General features: G+C 66.5%; 2 protein-coding genes. One reads left to right on the forward strand and one right to left on the reverse strand.

The features are described from left to right. The coding region (locus QZT63_RS07360) for an AAA family ATPase (RefSeq protein ID WP_290649908.1) at positions 1 to 2,912 on the reverse strand (2,912 nt) is incomplete at its 3' end. Positions 2,913 to 3,193: 281 nt separating this feature from the next. Between QZT63_RS07360 and cysK the strand changes: the two genes are divergently transcribed. Further along, the coding region (gene cysK, locus QZT63_RS07365; RefSeq protein WP_290649909.1) for a cysteine synthase A at positions 3,194 to 4,296 on the forward strand (1,103 nt) is incomplete at its 3' end.

Below are 4,296 nucleotides of genomic sequence, written 5' to 3' on the forward strand. Positions count from 1 at the left end.
ACCGGTGCCTGGTCGAATCCAGCCAGTGCGGCCGTATGCCGCCGGTGTGCGGCGGTGTCCCCGGCCGCTCGATACGCCTCGGCGAGCGCGAAGTGGGCCAGCATTAGCTCGGTGGGCCGTTCCAGGGCCTGCGCATACGTGAGCGCCTCCTGGGCGTGTGCGACGGCGTTGTCCAGGCGGCCGCGCTCCAGGTCCATCAGTGCTGCGCGGGTCAGTATGTAGGCTAATCGGTACTTGGCATCGGCGTTGCGCAGGCCCTCCAGGGAGGCGACAAGCGGTACCACGTCATCGTCAATGGCATAACGGCACAGGCCTTCCGCGGCGCGTGCGAATGGGGCCTCGCTGCCATCGCGAAGTTTTTCGCCAATTTCCACGAGTACCGTGCAGCGCGCCAACGCCGAAGCGTACAACGCTCGCTCAAAAGCGATCATCATTAAGTACTCGTTGGCCTGGAACTCGCCGAGGCGATCCCCGCCAGCCTTGCAGAGGGTTCGCGCATCCTTGAAGTGGCTTTCGGCATCGTCAAGCCGGTTGTCGTGGAAACGCAACAGGCCGAGTGCCAGGGGGATGGCGTGGTGACTCACCCGATCGCGTGCGGCGAGTGCCTGCGCTTCGCTCAGCATGGCCTTCGCCTGATCGAGGTCGCGCTCGAGCATGGCCAGGCACTTGGCTGTCTCCGCCATGGCAATAATGTGGTCGCGCGCGCTGGCGTTACGCGTCACTCGCTCCGCCTGCAGCGCCTCCTCTTGTGCGTCCGCCCACTGCCCGTGGGCCCAGCGCACGGTGCTGGCCATCTGGTAGCCGAGCCGTGCATGGGCAAGGGCCCCATGTTCCAGCGCCTGCTCGGCCAGGGCCACCAGCTCATCTGCGGTGGCCTGCCAGTCCTCCAGCGGACCGGCATTGAGAATGATGTCGCGTAGCTCCAGTGTCAGGCAGACCCGGCGGGCGTCCGGGAGCTGCTCGGCCAGCGCCACACCCTTGCTTGCCAGCATCAGTGCGTCCTCGTTGGCAAAGAATCGCAGGCACAGACGCCCTGCGGAGACCATGGCCTGGGCCGCCAGCTCCGCATCGCCGCTTTGCAGCGCGTGTTGAGCCAGGTCGGCGGCAAACTCAAGATCCACAGTGGTATCCTGCGCCAGCATCTCGGCGACGCGCCGGTGCATCACCCGGCAACGCGCCGGCGAGATCGCCGCGTAAACACTGCGCGCCACCAGATCGTGGGAGAACCGCAGCCCCCGTTCCGTGGCCCGCAGGATCCCCATACGCTCGGCAGCCTCGCATACGTCACCGATCCGTATGGCAGCACGCCCGGTGACCCGGACCAGGGAGTCCACGGTGATGCGCGGCGCCAGAACGGCGGCCCAGCGCAGAACCTCAACCCCCTCCGCATCAAGGTGGGCCAGCCGCTCCCGCACCAGTTCATCCAGCGAGCTACCGCTTCCCCCTGCCGCCTCGGCCCGGGCCAGCTCGATGGCGAGCAGCGGGTTGCCAGCGCTTTGCCTGCTGAGCCGCTCGCTATCCGCCTGCGGCGCGTGCTCGCCGATGAGTTCGCGAACAGCAGACTCGGACAGGGGCCCCAGATTCAGCTGCTCAATCAACCCCTCGTGGTGCAATCCGCGCAGTGCCGACTGCAAGGGGCCGTTACGACATAGCTCCATATCCCGTGCAGCAAGGACGCCGAACAGTGGTCGGCGCTCGTTCATTCTTGCCACATAGTGCAAAGCCGCGGCGCTGGACTCGTCGCACCATTGCATGTCGTCAAAGAGCAGCACCACGGGCCGTTCCGCCGATTCGTCGGCGAGGCGGCCACTCAGGGCCCCGAACAGCCGGTCACGGTTGTCGTAGTCCACGGCCCCGAATATTTCGCCCCCGCGGCCGGCGACAAGGCGGCGAAATGCATCCAACCACAGGGCGAAGGGACGGATGGTATCCAACTCGCTGGCACTGGCTTCCAGCAGGAAGGCACTTGCGTCGCGTGCCAGCTGCGCGACCGTCTCGAGCAGCCGGCTCTTGCCGATTCCCGGTTCACCGGTGAGGAGTACAAACCCCGCGCGGCTGTTCATCCGAGCCCGCGCGAAGGCGTCGGTTAGACGCGCCAGCTCCTGGTGCCGCCCCACCAGGCCGCGGGACGGGGGCGGCCGAGCGAGGGCGGCGGTTGGCGGGTTGCCATCTGGCGGCAGCACGGCACCGGCGCTCCGTCGGCCTGGCGTCTGACGCCAGGCTTGATGGAGCGCGCCGGACGGCGCGACCCCCACCTCTGCGAGCATGCGCACGCCCAGCTGGTACTGCTGCTCGGCCTCATCGGACCTGTCCAGGGACACCAGCAACCGGATTAGCGTGGCACGCACGGTCTCGTCGTAGGGTGCCAGGCGCACGTGGGCGCGGGCGTAAGCCAGGGCTTGATCGGGCGCGTCCGCCAGCCGTTGAACGAGCGCCGCCACGACTGTCGTGTAGGCCCGCGCCGCCTGTTCGCGCTCGGCCACGCACCAACTGTGGAAATCGTGCAGGTTCGAGAGGTCCAGTCCCTCCAAGAAGCTGCCGCGGTAACGCGCGGCTGCCGCCTCGAGCACCTCGGTGGACGTCTGCTCCACGCCGTGTTCGACCACGCCCCGCAGATTCGCAACGTCCATGTCACACGCCGCAGCATCGAACCCGACACTGAACCGATCGGCGAGAATGCGGGGCCGGCCCGGCTCGTCCACGAGCCGCCGCAATTTCGACAGACTCCAGCGCAGCGACCCCCGCGGATCGTCGGGAACCTCCCACAGCAGGTCGCAAAGATGCTCACGGCTGAAAGACCGCGGGTTCAGGGCAAGGTAAGCCAGTAGAGCGCGCGTCTTCTTCGAGGGGGGAAGTGCCAACACCTGACCATCCCGAAGCACTTCGAGATCACCGAGGAAGTTGAGTTGCATTGACCCCATCGCCTGGCCCAGTGACGGGTTGACCCCTTATTATAGTGCCGCGCACCAAGCATCCACCAGCACAGCACTATGCGGGTGCGGCGCACCCTCCATAGCCCCCAGAGCCCCGCACGCCCGTCGCAGTCAGCCGTCGCCACCGAGTGACCCGAAGCCGAGCTCGGTGGCCGAAAAAACCACGCTGGTTTCCACGTTCACTCCCTCGCTGCTCCCGCACTCTTCTGGGCAGACGAGAGATCCCTAAGGGCAGCTCCCAACACCTAAGGAGGCTTACCATGGCCCGCTACGACAGCATCCTGGAGACCATCGGCCGCACACCGCTGGTCAGGCTCAACAGGCTTACCGCACCCGGCGTGAACATCTTTGTGAAGGTCGAGGCATTCAATCCCATGGGCTCCATCAAGGACCGTATGGCGCTGGCGGTCATCGAGCATGCCGAGCGCAGCGGCGCACTGCGGCCCGGTCAGACGGTGATCGAGGCGACCAGTGGCAACACCGGGATCGGGCTCGCCATGGTGTGCGCCCGAAAGGGGTACCCGCTGGTCGTCACGATGGCGGAGAGCTTTAGCGTGGAACGCCGGAAACTGCTGCGTTTTCTGGGCGCCAAAGTCGTACTGACCCCGGCATCTGACAAGGGCACCGGCATGCTCAACAAGGCGGTGGAGCTGGCCGCAAGACACGGCTACTTCCTCTGCCGGCAGTTCGAGAACGAAGCCAACGCCGACGTGCATTTCAAGACGACGGCGCAGGAGATCATCGCCGACTTCGAGGGCGAGCCCTTGCACTATTGGGTGTCCGGCTTCGGTACCGGAGGGACACTCAAGGGTGTTGCCAGGGCGTTAAAGCAGGCGAACCCGGAGATCCACATTGTCGTCGCCGAGCCGGACAACGCCCAGCTACTGGGAAGTGGCCTGCCGCAGCCACGCGACCCCCGCGGCGCCCCCGCGGCCAGCCACCCGAGTTTCCGTCCTCACCTGATGCAGGGCTGGAGCCCGGATTTCATCTCCAGGCTCACCGAGGATGCGATGACGGAGGGGCTGGTGGACGAGGTGGTCCCGGTGGCCGGGGACGAGGCGCTTCGACTCGCCCGGGAACTCGCCCGGCAGGAGGGGATCTTCGTCGGCACATCAAGTGGCGCCACCCTGGCCGCCGCCCTGAATCTGGCCCGGCGCTCGCCCGCCGGAACCAACATCGTCTGCATGTTACCGGATACGGGAGAACGCTACCTGTCCACACCCCTGTTCGAGGGCATCATCGAAGAAATGACCGATGACGAGATGGCCCTATCGCGATCCACCCCCGGCTACCGCTTCGATGCGATGCCCCCCGTGAGGCCGGCGCCGGCGAGACCGGAACCAGTTGAACTGGACGCCGACGC

Origin of the sequence: Aquisalimonas sp., from assembly GCF_007120195.1 — a bacterium.
GTDB lineage: Bacteria > Pseudomonadota > Gammaproteobacteria > Nitrococcales > Aquisalimonadaceae > Aquisalimonas.